Source organism: Streptomyces sp. NPDC037054 (genome assembly GCF_055606745.1).
In genome coordinates, this window is record NZ_JBVJSJ010000010.1 from 266,237 (window position 1) to 282,638 (window position 16,402).

At 74.4% G+C, this 16,402-nt stretch carries 13 protein-coding genes and 1 pseudogene; 5 read left to right on the plus strand and 9 right to left on the minus strand.

Annotated elements, in window-relative coordinates; translation table 11 throughout:
* Window positions 1–5 precede the first annotated feature (5 nt).
* From ACZ7D7_RS24465 to ACZ7D7_RS24485, 5 genes are all read right to left on the minus strand, one after another.
* Window positions 6–875: a 5-oxoprolinase subunit C family protein gene (locus ACZ7D7_RS24465; RefSeq protein ID WP_470826952.1), complete on the minus strand. Its 870-nt coding sequence runs from the start codon at window positions 873–875 to the stop codon at window positions 6–8.
* Window positions 872–1,495 (minus strand): 5-oxoprolinase subunit B family protein, encoded by a 624-nt coding sequence (locus ACZ7D7_RS24470; protein WP_470826953.1) that lies wholly within the window; start codon window positions 1,493–1,495, stop codon window positions 872–874. Before ACZ7D7_RS24470 ends, ACZ7D7_RS24465 begins: the two co-directional genes overlap by 4 nt.
* Entirely contained in the window at window positions 1,492–2,250 is a 759-nt protein-coding gene (locus ACZ7D7_RS24475; RefSeq protein ID WP_470826955.1) for a LamB/YcsF family protein, read from the minus strand. Before ACZ7D7_RS24475 ends, ACZ7D7_RS24470 begins: the two co-directional genes overlap by 4 nt.
* Before the next feature lie 20 nt (window positions 2,251–2,270).
* The gene (locus ACZ7D7_RS24480) at window positions 2,271–3,110 is read right to left on the minus strand and encodes a putative hydro-lyase (RefSeq protein ID WP_470827006.1); all 840 of its coding nucleotides are present in this window, start codon (window positions 3,108–3,110) and stop codon (window positions 2,271–2,273) included.
* A 68-nt stretch (window positions 3,111–3,178) separates the two neighbouring features.
* A complete protein-coding gene (locus tag ACZ7D7_RS24485; protein ID WP_470826956.1) occupies window positions 3,179–4,498 on the minus strand; it encodes an MFS transporter in 1,320 nt (439 codons plus the stop codon).
* 171 nt (window positions 4,499–4,669) lie between these two features.
* Here ACZ7D7_RS24485 and ACZ7D7_RS24490 point away from each other — a divergent pair, with 171 nt between their 5' ends.
* On the plus strand, window positions 4,670–5,380 hold the full coding sequence (locus ACZ7D7_RS24490; protein ID WP_470826957.1) for a GntR family transcriptional regulator: 711 nt from the start codon (window positions 4,670–4,672) through the stop codon (window positions 5,378–5,380).
* Between the two features lie 22 nt (window positions 5,381–5,402).
* On the opposite strand, the gene ACZ7D7_RS24495 is transcribed toward ACZ7D7_RS24490, so the two are convergent.
* The 3 genes from ACZ7D7_RS24495 to ACZ7D7_RS24505 are packed head-to-tail and all read right to left on the minus strand — an operon-like array spanning window position 5,403 to window position 7,525.
* Entirely contained in the window at window positions 5,403–6,311 is a 909-nt protein-coding gene (locus ACZ7D7_RS24495; RefSeq protein WP_470826958.1) for a transporter substrate-binding domain-containing protein, read from the minus strand.
* A 27-nt stretch (window positions 6,312–6,338) separates the two neighbouring features.
* Window positions 6,339–7,076, minus strand: a complete 738-nt coding sequence (locus ACZ7D7_RS24500; protein ID WP_470826960.1) for a hypothetical protein — start codon at window positions 7,074–7,076, stop codon at window positions 6,339–6,341.
* Entirely contained in the window at window positions 7,073–7,525 is a 453-nt protein-coding gene (locus ACZ7D7_RS24505) for a hypothetical protein (RefSeq protein WP_470826962.1), read from the minus strand. The genes ACZ7D7_RS24500 and ACZ7D7_RS24505 overlap by 4 nt, the downstream gene beginning before the upstream one ends.
* A gap of 178 nt (window positions 7,526–7,703) precedes the next feature.
* Between ACZ7D7_RS24505 and ACZ7D7_RS24510 the strand changes: the two genes are divergently transcribed.
* Genes ACZ7D7_RS24510 through ACZ7D7_RS24520 form a run of 3 tightly spaced genes read left to right on the plus strand, consistent with a single transcriptional unit; the run spans window position 7,704 to window position 14,841 of the window.
* On the plus strand, window positions 7,704–9,230 hold the full coding sequence (locus tag ACZ7D7_RS24510) for a hypothetical protein (protein WP_470826963.1): 1,527 nt from the start codon (window positions 7,704–7,706) through the stop codon (window positions 9,228–9,230).
* A 31-nt stretch (window positions 9,231–9,261) separates the two neighbouring features.
* On the plus strand, window positions 9,262–10,143 hold the full coding sequence (locus ACZ7D7_RS24515; protein ID WP_470826965.1) for a hypothetical protein: 882 nt from the start codon (window positions 9,262–9,264) through the stop codon (window positions 10,141–10,143).
* 42 nt (window positions 10,144–10,185) lie between these two features.
* Window positions 10,186–14,841, plus strand: a complete 4,656-nt coding sequence (locus ACZ7D7_RS24520) for a hypothetical protein (protein ID WP_470826966.1) — start codon at window positions 10,186–10,188, stop codon at window positions 14,839–14,841.
* 51 nt (window positions 14,842–14,892) lie between these two features.
* Here ACZ7D7_RS24520 and ACZ7D7_RS24525 read toward each other — a convergent pair.
* Window positions 14,893–15,421: pseudogene (locus ACZ7D7_RS24525) on the minus strand (SRPBCC family protein); the annotation flags it as partial.
* Here ACZ7D7_RS24525 and ACZ7D7_RS24530 point away from each other — a divergent pair.
* Window positions 15,414–16,382: an NAD(P)/FAD-dependent oxidoreductase gene (locus ACZ7D7_RS24530; RefSeq protein WP_470826968.1), complete on the plus strand. Its 969-nt coding sequence runs from the start codon at window positions 15,414–15,416 to the stop codon at window positions 16,380–16,382. The pseudogene ACZ7D7_RS24525 and the gene ACZ7D7_RS24530 overlap by 8 nt on opposite strands.
* Window positions 16,383–16,402: the final 20 nt, after the last annotated feature.

The window sequence follows — 16,402 nt, forward strand, 5'->3', positions numbered from 1 at the left end:
GCGCCTCACCGGCGGCGCACGGCAACGAACCGCACCGGCGTGCCCGGTGCCGCCTGCGCGGCGGCCGGGAGGTCTGCGGCGCGGACGACGGCGATCACCGGGTACCCGCCGGTGGTGGGGTGGTCGGCGAGGAACACCACCGGCCTGCCGTCCGGCGGCACCTGGACCGCACCGAGGACCATGCCCTCGCTGGGAAGTTCACCCGCGCGGGCCCGCTCCAGGGCCGGGCCCTCGGTGCGCAGGCCGATGCGGTTGCTCGCCGCCGACACCCGGTACGCGCGCGAGGTGAACGTCCGCAGCGCCTCCGGGGTGAACCACTCGTCGCGCGGTCCCCGTGTCACCCGCAGCACCAGTTCGGCGGGCGGCGCCGGCTGCGGCGCGACGTCCACGCGCGCGTGCCCGCCCGCAGGGCTGCCCAGCGGCAGGACCGCGCCGTCCGCCAGCGGGGCCGGGCCGAGGCCCGACAGCAGGTCGGTGGAGCGGCTGCCGAGCACGGGTTCGACGGCGACCCCGCCGGACACGGCCAGATAGCTGCGCACCCCCGCGACACACGCACCGACGTCCAGGAGCGCACCGGCCGGGACGTGCACGGGCGCGCCCCAGGCGACCGGACGGCCGTCCACGGAGACCGGGCAGGGGGCGCCGCCCACGGCCGCCGTCAGCGCCGAACGGGGCCGCACCGCACAGCCGTTGAGCGTGGTCTCCAGCACGGCCGCGTCCGGCGGGTTGCCGACCAGCCGGTTGACGAGCGCCGCCGCGGGCCCGTCCAGCACCCCGGAGCGCGGCACCCCGAGGTGGGCGTGCCCGGGCCTGCCGAGGTCCTGAACGGTCGTCAGCGCCCCGGCCCGCACGACGGACAGCGCACGGTCGGTCATGCCGCCCCCGCCCGCTCCGGCACGAAACGCACGCGCGTGCCGGGCGACAGGAGCGCGGCCGGCACGCGCGCGTGGTCCCACAGCACGGCGTCCGTCGTGCCGATCAACTGCCAGCCGCCCGGCGACGAACGCGGGTACACGCCCGTGTACGGCCCCGCCAGCGCCACCGCACCCGCCGGGACGGCCGTGCGCGGTGTGGCCCTGCGCGGCACGTCGTAGCGCGCCGGCAGCCCCGTGAGGTAGCCGAAGCCGGGCGCGAACCCGCAGAACGCCACGCGGAACTCGGTGCCCGCGTGGATCCGCCCCACCTCCCGCTCCGGCACACCCCACAGCGCGGCGACGTCGGCCAGGTCGGGACCGTCGTAGCGGACCGGGAGTTCGACCACGTCACGCGCGCGTGCGGGAGCGGGCGGCACCTCGGCGGCGGTCAGCTCGGACGCCAGCCGGGCCGGGTCGGCGACGCCGTCGAGGAGGACCGTACGGGCCGCGGGCACCAGCTCCCCGACCGTCAGTGAGCCCTCCGCGCGCCGCCGCAGCAGCTCCGCGTGGAGCGCCTGTGCCTCCTCGCCCGAGCCGACCTCCACCAGCAGGGCGCCGTCCCCGACCGGCAGCACCCTCATACGAAGGCCTCCACCCGGACCCCCGAGGCCGCCAGCCGGTCCCGGACCCGCCGCGCCAGGTCCACCGCGCCCGGAGTGTCCCCGTGCAGGCACAGGGAACGCGCGCGCACCTCGATCGGCGTCCCCGCGTGCGACGTGACCACGCCGAACCGGGCGAGGCTCACCGAGCGTTCCACGACGGTCTCCGGGTCGGTGACCACGGCGCCGTCCCGGCCGCGCGGCACGAGCGTGCCCTCCTCGGTGTACGCGCGGTCGGCGAACGCCTCCGTGACGACCGGCAGCCCGGCCTTGCCCGCCAGCTCCAGCAGGCGGGACCCGGGCAGCCCCAGCACGGGCAGCGCGGCGCCCGCGAGGAGCACGCCGTCCACGACCGCGCCGGCCTGCTCCTCGTCGCGCACGACCCGGTTGTAGAGCGCGCCGTGCGGCTTGACGTAGGCCACGCGCGCGCCCGCGGCGCGGGCGAACACCTCCAGGGCGCCGATCTGGTAGGCGACTTCGGCGGTCAGTTCGCCGGCCGGTACGTCCATCGCGCGCCGGCCGAACCCGGCCAGGTCCCGGTAGGAGACCTGGGCGCCGATCCGCACCCCGCGCTCCGCCGCCTGCTCGCACACCCGGCGCATGGTGGCCGCGTCCCCGGCGTGGAAGCCGCAGGCCACGTTGGCGCTGGTGACGACGGACAGCAGCTGTTCGTCGTCGGTCAGGTGCCAGCGGCCGAAGCCCTCGCCGAGGTCGGCGTTGAGATCGATCGAGGTCATGGTTCCCTGGGGTCTCCTTCTCAGGCCACGCGGTACTGCTCGTCGCGGGCGTCGCCGATGAACATCTGTCCCGGCGCGTGGGTGATGGCGAACGGCGGACGCGAGGCCGTCACCGCGGCCTGCGGGGTGACGCCGCAGGCCCAGAACACCGGGATGTCGTCCGGTTCGAGGTCCACCGGATCGCCGAAGTCGGGGCGGCCGAGGTCGGCGATGCCCAGCCCCGCGGGATCGCCGCAGTGCACCGGGCCGCCGTGCACCGCCGGGAGCAGACTGCTCTCCCTGATCGCGGCCGACAGGTGCTCGGGGGGTACGGGACGCATCGACACCACCAGCGGCCCGTGCAGCCGGCCCGCCGTCCGGCACTGCCAACTCGTCCGGTACATCGGTACGTTGCGCCCCTGGTCGATGTGGCGCAGCGGCACGCCCGCCTCGGCCAGCGCCCACTCGAAGGTGAAGCTGCACCCGATGAGGAACGACACCAGGTCGTCGCGCCAGTACGCGCGCACGTCCCGCGGCTCGTCGACCAGTTCGCCGTCCCGCCACACCCGGTAGCGCGGCAGGTCCGTGCGCAGGTCGGCGCCGTGCGCGAGCGCCGTCCGGTACGACCCGGCGTCCGTGACGTCGAGCACCGGACACGGCTTGGGATTGCGCGTGCAGAACAGCAGCACGTCGTACGCCCAGTCGGCGGGCACCGAGATCAGGTTGGCCTGCGTGTGGCCCGCCGCGACCCCGGCCGTGGGACCGGACAGGCCGGCGCGGATCCGGGCGCGTGCCGCCGCCGGGCTCCACGCGTGCGCGTGCTCGTCGACGAGCACCAGGGGGCGGTCGCCCGTGCCGGTCGCGTCGTGCGTGCGGGGCACGTCACCGGTACGGGACGCGGCGTCGGTACGGCGCACGGCGTCGGTTCGGGACGCGTCGTCGGTTCGGGTCACGTCAGCTCCTTCCCGCGGGTCTCCGGCAGGCCCAGCAGCGCCAGCGCCGCGAGCCCGTAGCCGATCGCGCCGAAGACCAGCGCCCCGCCCACGCCCCAGCTGTCGGCCAGGAAGCCGACCGTCGTCGGGAAGACGGCACCGACCGCGCGGCCGGTGTTGTAGGTGAACCCCTGGCCCGTGCCGCGCACGGCCGTCGGGTACAACTCGCTCAGATAGGAACCGAATCCGCTGAAGATCGCCGACATGCAGAACCCGAGGGGGAAGCCGAGCACGAGCACGAGGGTGTCGGCGCCGCTCGGGATGTTCGCGTACGCCAGGATGCACACCGCCGACAGCAGGGCGAACAGCCAGATGTTGCGGCGCCTGCCGAGCCGGTCGGTGAGGTAGCCGCCGGTCAGATAGCCGACGAAGGCGCCCGAGATGAGGAACGTCAGATATCCGCCGGTGCCGACGACCGACAGGCCCCGCTCGGACTTCAGGTACGTCGGCACCCACGTGGCGAGCGTGTAGTAGCCGCCCTGGACGCCGGTGGACAGCAGCACCGCGAACAGCGTCGTGCGCAGCAGGCCCGGCGAAGCGGCCGTGCCGGGGCGGAAGATCGCCGCGAACGAGCCCTTCTCGGTGCTGCGTTCGCGCGCCAGGGCTGCCTGCGGGGCGTCCTGGACGCTGCGCCGCACCCAGACCACCAGCAGCGCGGGCAGCGCGCCGGTCCAGAACATGATCCGCCAGGCCAGGTCCTCGTCGACCAGCGAGAAGACCACGGTGTACACGATCGCGGCCAGACCCCAGCCGACGGCCCAGGAGCTCTGGATCGCGCCGAGCGTCCGCCCGCGGTGCTTGGCGCTCGCGTACTCGGCGACGAGGATCGCGCCGACGGCCCACTCGCCGCCGAAACCGAGGCCCTGGAGGGCGCGGAACACCAGCAGCGTCTCGTAGTTGGGCGCGAAGCCGCACGCCACGGTGAAGACGGCGTACGTGATCACCGTGATCAGCAGCGCCTTCACCCGGCCGATCCGGTCGGCCAGCACACCCGCGAGCGCGCCGCCCACCGCCGAGACCACCAGCGTGACGGTGGTGAACAGGCCGGTCTGGCCGCTGTCCAGGCCGAAGTACGCGGCCAGGGCGACCATGCTCAGCGGCAGCGTGAAGTAGTCGTAGGAGTCCAGGGCATAGCCGCCGAACGCGCCCGCGAAGGCGCGCCGGCCACGCGGGCCCAGGGCGCGCAGCCAGCCCAGGGGGCCGTCGTCGGACGCGCCCCCGTCCGGGCCGGGCGGGCCGGCGGTTGTCAGGGCCTGCGGCGGAGGGGTCGTGCTCATGGGCACCTCGCAGTGGGAGGACGGAGGGTGCTGGGACTGAGCCGTGCCGTGCGGAAGCGACCGGCGCCGCGGTGCGGGATGCGGCGCCGTACGCAGCAAGGTAGAGGATCGTTGAACGATCCCTCAATACCCCTGTTGTTTCGCCCTCGGGTCTGCGGTTGAATTCCGGGCATGGCAGAGCAGTTGAGCGGACTGGCCGACGACCGTGCCCTCCTGGGCCGCACGAGCACCGCCGAGCGGGTCTCGGACATCCTCAGGAGCCGTATCGCCGAAGGGTTCTTCCCGCCCGGCACCCGGCTGTCGGAGGACAGCATCGGCGGCGCGCTCGGCGTCTCCCGCAACACGCTGCGCGAGGCGTTCCGGCTGCTCACCCACGAACGCCTGCTCGTCCACGAGCTCAACCGGGGCGTGTTCGTCCGGGTCCTGACCGTCGAGGACGTCGAGGACATCTACCGCACCCGCGCCCTCGTCGAGTGCGCCGTCGTCCGCGGCCTGGGCGAGCCGCCCTACGGCCTGGCCGCTCTCGCCGAGGCCGTCGAAGGGGGGCGGCGCGCGGCGCGCGAAGGTGACTGGAAAGCGGTGGGTACGGCCAATATCCACTTCCACCGGGAACTGGTCGCCCTCGCCGGCAGCGAGCGCACCGACGAGCTGATGCGCAGCGTCTTCGCCGAACTGCGCCTCGCCTTCCACGTCGTGGACGACCCGCGCGCCCTGCACGAGCCGTACATCGCCCGCAACGTCGAACTCCTCGACGCCCTGCGGGCCGGCGACCGCGACGGGGCCGAACGGCTGCTCGCGGGCTACCTCGGCGACTCCCTGGAACGGGTCGTGGACGTCTACCGGCGGCGGGTCGGCGAGGACGACCAGGCTTCGACCGGCTGATCACGCCACCGGCCCGGCCGGTTCAAGGGCTCACGTCGTCCCGGCACGACCGGTCCTCGATCTCGGTGCCGCTCGGCTTGTGGGTGCTGATCCAGCCGGGGTTCTCGGCCACGAGCCTCGGCAGGGACGTCTCGACGTCACGCGTCCACGTGCTCGTCCCCACGTGCTTCTTCAACCAGTCCTTGAGCCGGTTGCAGTCGGCTGTGTGCCCCTTGCGCAGCCCGATGCCGTAGTGCTGGGGCTGCCCTATCGTCACCCCCGGCAGGACGCGCAGGCCGTCCTCGCGGTGGAGCTCGGCGAAGCCGTAAAGGATCGCCTGGTCGGTGGAGAGCGCCTCGACCTTTCCGGCGATGAGGTCGCTGATGCAGTCGGACGCGTCGTCGAGGGTGACCGTCTCCACCCCGAGGACCTTCTCGATGTTGTCCAGCGTCTTCCTGGACGTGGTGCCGTCCCAGACGCAGACCGTGCCGCCGCGCAGGTCCTTCTTGTCGGTCACGTCGCCGCTCGCCGGGCCGACGAGGAAACCCTGCCGGGTGGTGAGATAGGGGCCGACGAAGTGGATGTCGGCCATCCGCTCCTTGGTGATGGAGAACGAGGCGATCGTCATGTCCGCCTTCTTGTCCAGGAGTTGGGTCACCCGCTCACTGGAGGAGACGTCGACGGGCTCGCTGAACGCGACGTCGATCTCGTCCTCGATGTGTTTGAGCAGGAGGACGTCGAGGCCGGAACGGTCGTAGTTCGAGGAGTACGACAGGCCCGGCAGGTCGTTGTGCATCGCGACGGTGACCCGGGTCAGGCCGAGGAACGTCGGTTCCGGTTCGTCGTCCGAGCATGCCGCCAGGCTCACCAGCGTGGCGAGAGCGATCGCCAGACCCGTCAGCCGTCTCGCCGCGCGCGTCCCGCGACGCCGGGAATCCGAGAATTCGGACACGATGTCCTCTCAGTCATGAAGTACGACTCAGTCATGCAGTACGACGTTCGCGACGGACAGTCGCATGAGGCAGTTCTCGTCGGTCGTCAGCGTGATCCGCGCCTCGATCGGGCCCCGGAGCCCGCCCAGGGCGAACTCCACGGCCTCGCCGCTGCGCACGCCTTCGACCCGGGTGTGCGCGTTGCCCGGCAGCTCGGCGGTGTACCTGGTGTCGGGTTCGCAGAACCCCAGCTCGGGGTCCGCGTCCCGGATGCTCAGCGTCAGCCGCAGCCGCGAGCGGTCGGCCGGGCTGTCCACGACGAGGCGCAGCCGCGAACCGTCGGTGGCGGTGTCGGGGGTGAGACTGGTGCGTCCCGTGACGTCGATCTCGCCGTGCTCCGCGAGATGGTCCATGCCGATGGTGCCGGCGACCGCGCAGATCACGGCCGTCGCCGACACGAGCACCCGCCAGTGCCGCCCCCTGTCCTCGGACGCCGGGGCTATCAGCCGCGCCAGCGCCAGCAGCGTGGCCGTGCCGATCGCGGCGTACACCCACACGAACTGGCGCAGGGGCCCGTCGGGCGCGGTCAGCAGGGCGACGCCGCCGAGCGACACCACCAGCAGGAACGGCGGCCAGTTCCAGCCGCCCCAGCGCCTGGCCTTGTCGGCGAACTCGACGACGTCCCCGACGAACACACTGAGGAACAGCTTGCTCACGAACCCGATCGCGGGGGACTGGTCGCCACTCGTGCTCGCGCGGCTGTCGACCGGGTGGTCACCGGTCAACTGCCGTCCTCCCGGGCGGGGGGCGGGTTGAAGTAGAAGTTCGCGGTCTCCAGCTTGCCGATCGCCGGCGAGCCGTCTCCGTGCGACGTGACCTCGAACCGGTCGGCGCTGTGCGTCGTGCGGTGGGCCGCCTGCTCGATCCGGGTGCGCAGGGACTCGGTGCTCAGGTCGCTCCCACTGGCCAGCCAGTCGCCGATCGCCGCCTCCAGGATCTCGCGCTCCCGGGCGGGCAGCTCCTCGATCGCCGTGGCCGCGACGGCGTCCTGCTCGGTCCGCGCCGGGTCGTCGGCGGTCCTGTGCAGCACTCTGCCGAGCAGGACCCGGCCCCTTTCGACCGCGCTGTCCGCCAGCCTGGTCCGCGCCGAGTCGACCACGGCTCCCGCGAAGGACGTGGCCGCGGTGCTGACGACCGGGGCGATGACGGCGGCGGCCGTCAGTAATTCAGACACACGCTCCCCCTTTGAATGAACTTCGAACTCTACTCAACTTAGCGTGCTATGGGCGTGACTTGGAGCTACCGCGCGGTGCCCGGCGCAGGTCGGGCCGACCCCCGGGCGACGGCCGTCGCGCCGGGGCCCATCTGCGTCGTTTGGGTCGTTGTCAGACCGAGGACCTAGTCTGTGCACCGTGACTTCGCCTGCACCGACGGACAGCGTTCCGCCCCAGCTCAGCGCGGGGCCGCGGCCCGCGCCGGGCCCGGCCGCCGACGAAGGACTGGCGCGGCGCCTGCGCGCGCTCGCCTGCACCGCCCCCCTGCACGACCTGGACACCCGCAAGGCCAACCTCGCGGGCGAGTACTCGGTGTACGGCATGGCGGAGGTAGCCCTCGCCGCCATCGACCTCGTCACGCTCAACATGGACTTCGACACGGGCGCCGACCACGACCAGATAGTGGCCCGCCTCGTCCCTCGCGTCGCCGCCCAGGCCCCGCGGCGCCCCGCCGCCGAGCACGAGCGCGTGGCCCGCTGGGTCCTGGAGAACCTGATCAACGTCGGCAGTGTCGACCGCGGCTTCCGCGCCGTCTACGGCACCTTCGGACCCGACGGCTCCTACGTGCGCCGGGACTACGACTTCAAGCTGATCGAGGAGGTCCCCGGCCCCGGCGGCACCGTCTACCTCCGCACGACGGACGAAGCGGTCAACGTCCTCGTCGGCGCCCTCGACACCGATGTCACCAGCGCGCAGATCGCCGCCGAGGTCAAGCTGGAGGTGCTGATCAGCCGCGGCCGGCTCGCCGACGCCCAGCTCGCCGCCGAACAGGCCCGCTACCGCACCGTGCAGTACTCCGAGACACTCCGCAGGGCCCTCGACGCCACCCGGCGCAACGTCCGCGCGGTCGACTGGCTCAGCGCCGTCCCCGACATGATCGCCGAGGCCCTCGACCACGTGGCCGACCGCTACCGCCACGAGAACGCGATCCTCACCAACATCCGCAAGGCACGCGACGAGTCGGAGGACCCCGAGCACAAGCGCCGCGCCGCCGAACTCGTCGACATCGTCAAGGACTGCATCCGCCGCCACACCCAGCTCCAGTCCCGGCTGCTGGAGGCCGGCCCCCTGTTCCGCGCCGAGCAGGACCGGCAGGCCTTCGCCACCCCCACGGGCACCGCCGGACTGGACCTCTACGGCCAGCTCGTCGCCCCCGTCCTGCCGCTGCCGCTGGAACAGGCGATCCGCGTCACCGACGCCTTCTTCGCCCGCGGCACCGGACTGCGCACTCCCGTGTCCGTCCGCGTCGGGGACCTCGTGGACCTGCTCCTCACCCCGCCCGTGGAGCGCGAGCACCTCGGCGCCGAGATGCCCGAGCCCGACCTGATCGCCACCCCGGACGACAGCCGGTTCAGCGAGGAGCAGATGGCCGCCGCCATGGAACTCCTCGACCTGCCGCACGACGCGCCGCGCCGGCTGTCCGGCCTCCTCGCCGAGGCCCGCCGCCGCGACCCCGAACTGCCGTACCTGGTCGCCCTGCTGGCGGTCCACGCGGCCAGCCCGCCGGTCGGCACGGCCTACCGCCAGGGCGAGCAGAGACTGCTCTTCGCCGTGGACGACGGCACCGAGCTCGACGACCCCGAGTTCGGCGGCGCCGACCTCGTCGTCGGCACCGCGCTGCTGGACGCGGCGGGGATGGCGGCCGACAGGACCGAAGCAGCATGAGTGAGCACCAGCGCAGCAAGGAGCACCGACCGTGACCGAGCACGTCGAGTGGAGCGAGGCCGAACCCGCGGCCCCGTCGGCGAGCGCCGCCGTCACCCCCGCCGACGCCGCCGACGCGGCACGGCTCGTCGCCTTCGGCCTCCAGCCCAAGCTGCAGCCCGCCCGCGACCAGGAGTACGCGGACCTGCTGCGCCGCTACCGCGACGACCCGCCGTTCGCGCGGCTCGCCGACGCCGTCGCCGCCGGGCTCGGCCTCGTCGTCCTGGAGGTGTCCCCGCGCGCGGGCATGGCCGTGACGGCCGCCGAGGACTCGGTGTTCGCCGTCCGCATGGGCGAGTACGCGCGCCGCACCTCCGCCGACTCCGGCGACCGCTTCCTGCACGGCCTCGCCCACCTCGCGGTCGCCGCCCTGGCGTTCCCGCGCCCCGAGGACCTCGCCGACGACGGCTACATCGGGCGCGTCACCGTCAACGGCGTCGACGCGTTCGTCCGCCAGGCCTGCCGGCGCCTGGAGGAGCGCGCCGAGGAACAGGGCGAGAACACCGACCCGGCCACCGACGCGCCCGGCCTGGAGACCGCCTGGCGGATCTGGGCCAGACGCACCGCCACCGGCGCGACCAAGGACGCGCGCCGCCTCGCCGGCTCCACCACCGGCATCGTCGGCAAGGCCGTCGCCTTCCTCACCGATTCCGGCTTCCTCCAGCGCACCGGCGACGACAACGGCGGCACGTACCGCACCACCGCCCGCTACCAGCTCCAGGTGCGCGACATGGCCGGCAGCGCCGCCATGGCCGAACTGCTGGAACTCGGCGTCGTCCCGGTGACCGACGGCACCCCGACGCTGCTGCCGCCGGACGAGGCCGACGACCTGGACCTGGTGGCCGACGCGGGCCTGCCGTTCCACTCCTCCTGAAGCGCCCCCACCCCCACCGAAGAAGACTTACGAGAGTCCGCCATGTACGAGCTGTCCCGGGTCCGCCTCTACTCCATCGGGCCCGCCGGTGCGCGCTACGCCGACACCGTGCTTGACCTGCGCGGCGTGGGCGAGCCCGTGCCCGACCCCGCGCCCACGCAGGCGGAGTTCTTCGAGGAGGAGCCCGTCGGCCCGCCGCGCCGCCCCGCGCCCGCCGGCGTGCTCTTCCTGGAGAACGGCGGCGGCAAGTCGGTGCTGCTCAAGCTGATCTTCTCCGTCATGCTGCCCGGCCACCGCAACACCCTCGGCGGAGCCAGCTCCGGCGTGCTGCGCAAGTTCCTGCTCGCCGACGACTGCGGCCACGTCGCGCTGGAGTGGCAGCACGTCCTGACCGGCGAGTGCGTCGTCGTCGGCAAGGTCAGCGAGTGGCGCGGCCGCCAGGTCTCCAACGACCCGCGGAAGTTCGCCGAGGCCTGGTACTCCTTCCGGCCCGGCCCCGGACTCAGCCTCGACAACCTCCCCGTCGCCGAGTCGACCGCCGTCCGCCCGCCCGTCGAAGGCGTCTCCGGAGCCCAGGGCCGGCGCCGCACCATGAAGGGCTTCCGCGACGCCCTCACCGAGGCCCACAAGGCCTACCCGCACCTGGAGGTGCACTGGGAGGAGATCCACGAACGCTGGACCGAACACCTCGGCGAACTCGGCCTCGACCCCGAACTCTTCCGCTACCAGCGCGAGATGAACGCCGACGAGGGCGAGGCCGCCGGCCTGTTCGCCGTCAAGAAGGACTCCGACTTCACCGACCTGCTGCTGCGCGCCGTCACCGACACCCGGGACACCGACGGCCTCGCCGACCTCGTCAGCGGCTTCGGCAACAAACTCGGCCGCCGCGCCGAACTCATCGCCGAACGCGACTTCACCGCCGGCTCCGTCGACCTGCTCGGCCGCATCGTGGAGGCCGCCGACGCCCGCGCACGCGCGCGGGACATCCACACCGCCGCCGAGCGCCGCACCAGGACCCTCGCCCGCCGGCTGTCCGCCCGCGGCGTGCGGGAGCGGGCGCGGGCCGCCGACCTCGCCCAGCGGGTCACCGCCGCCGCCTACGCCGTCACCCACGCCGAGTCCGCACGCGAGCGCAGCTCCCTCATCGCCGCCGAACTCGCCTACCGGCACGCCTCACTGGCCCTCGCCGCCGCCGAGAAGGCCGCCGCCGCCCAGAAACGCGAACTGGCCGACGCCCGCACCCTGCACGCCGCCTGGCAGGCCGCCGAGGCCGTGCTGCGCCACCGCGCCGCCGCCGACCGCGTCGCGCGCGTGTCCGCCGCGATCCAGGAGGCCGAGCGGGACGCCGCCCCCGCCCTCGCCGCGCGCACCAGGGCCGCCGTCGACCTCGTACGGGCCCTGCACGCCGCCGCGCAGAACGCCGAGAACCTCGCCAACGAGGAGGAGGAGCGCTCCGCCGCCCTCCAGGAGACCGGCGACGCCGCGTACCGGGACTCCACGGCCGCCGCCACGGAGGCCCAGCGCGCCCGCAGCGAGATCGGGCACCTGCGCCAGCGCCTCGCAGAGGTCGAGCAGGAAACCGCCGAGGCCGTCCGCGCCGGCTGGCTCGACGACAGCGCGCCCGACGCCGACCCGGCCCGCGCCGCCCTCGCCGCCAGCGACGCCGAGAAGACCGCGGTCGCCGCCTGGGACACCGCCCGCGAAGCCGCCCGCCGGGCCACCGAGCACGCGCGCGAGGCCGCCGCCGCCGAGACCCGCGCCGAACTGACCGCCGCCCGCGCCTCCGACGCCGCGTCCGCGGCGGAACGCGCCCACCAGGCGGAACGCCGCACCGCCGAGGCCCTCGCGGCCGAGGAACGGCTCGCCGAACTGCTCGGCCTGCCCGGTGCGCCGGGCACCGCGCGGGCCGGCGTCCCCGGGCCCCGCACCGGCACCGACGGCGCAGCCGGCACACGGCCCGGCGCGCCGCGCCCCACCGCCGACGGCGTCCTCACCCCCGAGGAACTCGACCGCTTCGCCGAGCCCCTGCGCGAACTGCTCGACGACGCCGTCTCCTTCGCCGAGCGCCAGCTGTTCGACCTGCGCACCGCCGCTGCCGACGACTCCCGGATCCTCGGCGCCCTCGGCGACGGCGGACTCCTCCCGCCGGGACCCGACGTGCTGGCCACCGTCGAGTTCCTCGGCGAGCACGGCATCCCGGCCCTGCCCGGCTGGCGCTACCTCGCCCAGGCCGTCGACCCCGCCGACCACGCGCGCGTGCTGGCCGCCCGGCCCGAACTCGTCGACGGCGTGATCATCACCGACCCCGACTCGCACGCCCGCGCCCGGGAGGCGCTGGGCGACGCGGCCCTGCTGCCCAGGTCGGCCGTCGCCGTCGGCACGGCCGCCGCACTGCTCGCCCCCACCCCGGGCGCCGGAACCGACACCGCCGACGTGTTCCTCGTACCGCCGAACCCGGCCATGCACGACGAGCACGCCGCCGACGAGGAGCGGCAGGCGCTGCGCGCCCGGGCCACCGAGCGCGACGAGGAGATCCGCGCGCTCGCCGCGCGCCTCGCCAAGGACCGCGAACTGGCCGCCCGCCTCGCCTCCTGGCGCACCGGCTGCCCCGCCGGGCGGCTCGCCGAACTGGCCCGGACCGCGGAGGAGGCCCGCGCCTTCGCCGCGGAGGCCGAGGCCGAACTCGCCGAGGCACGGACCGTGCGGGCGGAGGCCGAGGAGGCCGCCGCCGAGGCCACCCAGGTCCGCGACGAACGGCAGGAGGCCGCGCAGAAGGCCCGGCGCGCCGCCGACGCCCTCGCCGGGCTCGCCTTCCGGCTGCGTGAACGGGCTGCCTGGCAGGCCAAGTTGCGGGAACTCGCCGACGAGGCCACCGAGGCGGAGGCCCGCGCCCAGTCCTGTCTGGAACGCGCCCGCGCCGCCGACGAGGACCGGCGCGCCGCCCAGCGCGCCGCCGACGACGCCCGCCGCACCGCGCGTGCGCTGCGCGCCGAGCGCTCCGAGATCGCCGGAGCCCCCGACGACGTACCGGAGGACGACGCCGCCCCGAAGTCGTCCCTGCCCGCGCTCCGCGAGGCCTACCGGGCCGCCTCCCAGGTGTACGAGAAGGTCGGCGTCGGCGCCGACCTGCGCGCCGAGCAGGCACGCGCGGAGAGCGACGAGAGCGCCGCCCGCGCCGAACTGGACCGCCTGAGCAACAAGGTCCGCACCCGCGCGGAGCAACTGCTCCAGTCCCCGGACGGCTCCGACGGGCCCTCCCGGCAGGCCGCCGCCGCCCGCGCCGAGGAACTCGTGCACCTGCTCGAGACCCGCATGTCCAGCGCCAGCGAGCAGCTCGGCCGGCTGCGCGGCGAGGCCGAGCGGCACGCGCCCGAGGACGGCGACGCCCACACCGGACTCCCCGAGGAGCTCGTCCCGCGCGACGCCGAGCACGCCCAGGCGCTGCTGCGCACGGCCACGGCCGAACTCGCCTCCCGCACCGAGGCGTTGGCGCAGGCCCGCGAGGCGCACGCCGAACTCCTCGACGCCCACCGCGCCGCCGAGGACGCCGCCGGCGGCTTCGACGAGATCGCCGCCATGCTCCGCGACCTGCTGCGCGAGCACACCTCCGAGGAGGACCAGGACGAGCCGGAGCCCTACCCGGGCAGCCCCGAGGAGGCGCGGCACTCGGCGGCCGAGGCGCGCCGGTCGCTGCGCGGCTGCGCCGCCGACCTGTCGGCCGCCGAGGCAGCCGTCCGCGAGGCGAGCGACGTCCTCGTCCGGCACGCCAACTCCACGCGCTACGAGCAGGTGCGCACCCCGGCCCGGCAGCAGATCCGCGAACTGCCCGCCGCGGCGCTGCCCGAGCACGCCCAGAAGTGGGCGGACGCCTTCGCGCCCCGACTGCGGGTCCTCACCGACGAGTTGGAGCAGCTGGAGCGCAACCGCGACTCGATCGTGGACCGGCTGCGCGGGCTCGTGGAGTCGGCCCTCGCCACGCTGCGGTCCGCGCAGCGGCTGTCCCGGCTGCCGGAAGGACTCGGCGAGTGGTCCGGGCAGGAGTTCCTGCGCATCCGCTTCGAGGAGCCCGACCAGGCCACGCTCACCGAGCGGCTCGGCGAGGTCGTCGACGAGGCGACCCGCGCGGCCGTGAAGAAGAACTCCGACCTGCGGCGCGACGGCATGTCCCTGCTGCTGCGGGGAGTCGCGGCGGCGCTCCAGCCGAAGGGCGTGGCGGTCGAGATCCTCAAGCCGGACGCCGTGCTGCGCGCCGAGCGGGTACCGGTCGGCCAGATGGGCGACGTGTTCTCGGGCGGCCAGCTGCTCACGGCGGCCATCGCCCTGTACTGCACGATGGCCGCCCTGCGCTCGAACGACCGGGGCCGCGACAAGCACCGGCACGCCGGCACGCTGTTCCTGGACAACCCCATCGGCCGCGCCAACGCGACGTACCTCCTGGAGCTCCAGCGCGCCGTGTCCGACGCCCTCGGCGTCCAGCTCCTCTACACCACCGGCCTGTTCGACACGACCGCCCTGGCCGAATTCCCGCTGGTCATCCGGCTGCGCAACGACGCCGACCTGCGCGCCGGGCTGAAGTACATCAGCGTGGAGGAGCACCTGAGGCCCGGACTGCCGAAGGAGACCTCCGGTGCGGAGGGCGGGCACAGCGAGATCACGGCGACGCGGATGTACAAGAGGCCGGCGGCCAGTACGCCGTAGCGGGGCCGGCCCGCGCGCCCGTCGTGCCCGGACGCCGGGCCTTCCCGGGGCTCAGCCGTCGGCCGCGAGCCGGTCCCGCAGCCACTCGTGGAAGACCCCGATGTGGTGCTCGTTCGGCACCAGCACCCCGCCCCGGCGGTACGCCCGGGACGACATGGCCGGCTGGGTCCGCTCGCAGGCCTCGAAGTCCTGCGCGTTGACCCGGTGGAACAGCTCCACCGACTTCGACACGTCCGCGCCCGACGCCACCACGTCCGGCGCGTACAGCCAGTCGCACTCGACGACCGTGCGGTCCGCGGCGAGCGGGAACATGCGGTGCAGGATCACGTGGTCCGGCACGAGGTTCACGAACACCGTCGGCTTCACGGTGATGGCGTAGTAGCGCCGGTCCTGGTCGGCGGTGACGTCCGGCAGCCTGCCGAAGCCCTCGCTGCCGTCGACGGTGAACCCCTTGACGCCCTCGCCGAACTCGGCGCCGTGGCCCACGTAGGTACTGGGCCGCGTAGCCGTCGCCGAACTCCGGGAGCACCTCGGTCAGTTCGGGGTGGATCGTCGCGCAGTGGTAGCACTCCATGAAGCTCCTCGGCGTCCGGGCCCGGGGCCTCGACACCCGCGGCCGCTCCGTCCCGCTCGACGACGGCCGCGCCGTGTCCACCGACGGCGTCGTCATCCCCACCGGCGCCTGCGCCCGTCGCCTCCCCGGCGCGGGCCAGGCCGGGGTGCACACCCTGCGCACCCTCGACGACGCCCTGGCCCTGCGCGAGGAACTCGTCTCCGCCCCGCGCCGGATCGTCGTCATCGGAGCCGGCTTCATCGGCGCCGACACCGCGTCGTCCTGCGCCGCGCTCGGTCACACCGTCACCGTGGTCGAGGCCGCCCCGCTGCCTTTGGAGCGGCAGTTCGGCGCCGAGATGGCCGCCGTGTGCGCCGGCCTCCACCGGCGCGGCGGCGTGGAACTGATCAGCGGAACCGGGGTCGCCGGGCTGCGCGGCACGCTCGCCGTCACCGGCGTCGACCTCACCGACGGCCGCACCCTCCCCGCCGACGTCGTGATCGTCGGAGTCGGCGCCACCCCCAACACCGGCTGGCTCGCCGGATACCGCCTTGCCCTGCACGACGGTGTCCTGTGCGACGACGGCTGCGTCACCGCGCTGCCGCAGGTCGTCGCCGTCGGAGATGTCGCCCGCGTCGGAGGCGTCCGTGCCGAACACTGGACCTCCGCCACGGAGCAGCCCCGCGTCGCCGTGGCCAACCTGCTCGCCGGACGCACCCTCGCCACCGCATGGTCACTGCCGTACTTCTGGTCCGACCAGTACGGGGCCCGCATCCAGTTCGCCGGCCGACGCCAGGACGGCGACACCGTCACCGTCACCGAGGGGGAGATCACCGACGGCGCCCCGGCCGAAGGCGGCTTCCTCGCCCGCTACGAGCGGGACGGCCGCCCGACCGCCGTGCTCTCGGTGGACCGGCCCCGCCCCTTCACGCGGGCGCGGCGCGAGCTGAGGAGAGAGGCGGACCGGCCGGAACCGGCGGCACTCTGAGGCGCACCTGGATGCGGCGC